2 protein-coding genes are annotated in these 2,463 nt (G+C 44.7%); both read left to right on the top strand.

What is annotated here, in order from left to right; genetic code table 11:
* The first annotated feature begins 96 nt into the window (after positions 1-96).
* Complete coding sequence (gcvT, locus tag PX636_RS03960; protein ID WP_012268084.1) at positions 97-1,203, top strand: glycine cleavage system aminomethyltransferase GcvT; 1,107 nt, start codon at positions 97-99, stop codon at positions 1,201-1,203.
* 143 nt (positions 1,204-1,346) lie between these two features.
* Positions 1,347-2,463, top strand: a 1,117-nt coding sequence (locus PX636_RS03955) for an Rqc2 family fibronectin-binding protein (RefSeq protein WP_288116280.1), incomplete at its 3' end; no start/stop codon positions are given.

Below are 2,463 nucleotides of genomic sequence, written 5' to 3'. Positions count from 1 at the left end.
CCTGTCTCCTGTCTCGGAGTCTCCTGTCTCGGAGTCTCCTGTCTCCTGATAACTGCTATGCTAGTCTAGGCAGAAAACCAGTCGATCGAGATCACCGTGGCTAACCAAGAAGCAACTTCCCCCGCTATTCGTACCCCCTTATATGACCTAATTGCCCAACAAACCAGCAAATTTACCCCTTTTGCGGGTTGGGAGATGCCGATACAGTTTAGCGGCCTAAAAATCGAACATAATGCTGTCCGCAACGGTGTGGGGATGTTTGACATTTCCCACATGGGCAAATTTATCTTAACTGGAGATAATCTGGTTCAATCTCTCCAAACCCTAGTTCCTTCTAATTTAGCCCGTTTAAGCGCAGGAAAGGCACAGTATAGCGTTTTACTTAACCCGGACGGTGGTATCATCGATGATATTATCTTTTACTACCAAAGCGAAAGCCAAGGCGTATTAATTGTTAATGCCTCAACCACCGATAAAGATCGAGAATGGATTTTAGGCAATTTAGAGGGTTCGGGGGTCAAATTAAAGGATTTATCGCAAGAAAGGGTCTTAATTGCCCTGCAAGGACCCAAGGCAGCCACAATTTTACAGTCCTTGGTCGGGGAAAAATTAAGCGATTTTGGCCTATTTAATCACTGGGAAAGCCAGCTTTTCGGGGAAAAAGTTTTTATCGCTAGGACCGGTTACACGGGAGAAGATGGTTTTGAAATTATGGCCCCTCCTGAAATCGGGCAGCGACTTTGGACGGAATTCTTAAATTTAGGGGTGACTCCCTGCGGTTTAGGGGCCCGGGATACCCTGCGTTTAGAGGCAGCTTTAGCCCTTTATGGACAGGATATCGACGATAGCACCAGTCCCCTAGAGGCAGGCTTAAATTGGTTGGTTCATCTGCCAGAAAAAGGCGATTTTATCGGTCGCAATGTCCTTGAAGACCAAAAACTTAATGGTGTGAATCGGCGCTTGGTGGGATTGCAGATGTCCGGCAAACATATCGCCCGTCACGATTATCCGGTAGTATTCGCTGGGGAAGTGGTGGGTAAAGTCACCAGTGGCACTTTATCACCAACTTTAAACACAGCGATCGCTTTAGCCTATCTTCCCACACCTTTCGCCGCGATCGGACAAGCGATCGAAGTAGAAATCCGCGGCACTACCTACCCCGCTACCGTCGTTAAAAAACCCTTTTATAAAAGTAAAAATTAAAAAGGTGATGGGGGTTAGGTGGCTTTTCAGTGAACAGTAATCAGTAATCAGTCAAGAGAAAACGGCAACTGCTAGATAACACTGTCCACTTAAAACTCAAATCTGATAACTGATAACTGATGACTGATAACTGATAACTGAAAATGCAATCCGTAGACTTTACCACCCTCAGCGCCACTTGTGCCGAAATTGCCGCCACTTGGCTGCCGGCTAGACTAGAACAAGTGTATCAAATTGATCGCCAAACGATCGCCCTCTATTTACGAACCTTCGATCGCAAGGGATGGTTAATTATTTCTTGGCATCCCCAAGGAGCGCGGCTGCATATTGGTGATCCACCGCCGAAAGTCCCTGATACCTTCACTTTTAGCGATCAATTGCGTCATCAACTCAATGGTTTGGCGCTGACAAAATTAGCATTTGTTGCCCCGTGGGAAAGAGTGATCGATCTGCAATTTGCCCAACGTCCCGATGATCCGGCCCTGGGGCATTTGTATATAGAAATTATGGGCAAATATAGCAATGTTATTTTAACTGCGGCTGACAATCAAATTGTCACCGTTGCCCATCAAGTCAATGCCACCCAGTCCAGTGTTCGCACCGTACAAACGGGACAAATCTATCAACTACCCCCCGTTTTATTGGCAACAAATCCCAGTTTAGAAGAATCCTTGAGCAGTTGGCAAGCCAGAGTTAGTTTAATCCCTAAAACTATCGAAAAACAGTTAGTTAGTACCTATCGTGGTGTTAGTCCGGTCATCGCTCGATCGCTGTTGCAAAAAGCCAATATTAACCCGAAATTAAACACGGATCAGTTAGATAATACTGATTGGGAAAAGCTCTTTTCAGTTTGGCAAGAATGGTTAAAAATCTTGGAAAATAACACCTTTCAACCCGGATGGACAAGAGAAGGTTATACGGTGATCGGTGGGGAGATACTGGCAGCGGCTAAAAATGTTCAAGAATTATTAAACCGTTATTATAGCGACCAAATTAATCAAGAAAGCTTTCGACAACTACAGCAAAAATTAAATCAAAAAGTCATCTCTTTACTGACTAAACTGCAAACTAAAGCGGCGGGATTTCAAACAAGACTAGCAGAATCTGCTCATGCTGATCGCTATAAAGAGCAAGGGGATTTATTAATGGCAAATCTGCAGCAAATACAGCAGGTAATGACTAGCATTAGTTTGGCGGATTTCCAGACAGGAACACCTGTAATTATTCCTCTCGATCCCGAAAGAAATCCCGTGCAGAATG

The organism is Microcystis sp. M53598_WE2 (assembly GCF_030067735.1).
GTDB lineage: Bacteria > Cyanobacteriota > Cyanobacteriia > Cyanobacteriales > Microcystaceae > Microcystis > Microcystis aeruginosa.
Note: the sequence above shows the minus strand (reverse complement) of the source record. Positions and strands in the feature narration are given on the sequence as shown.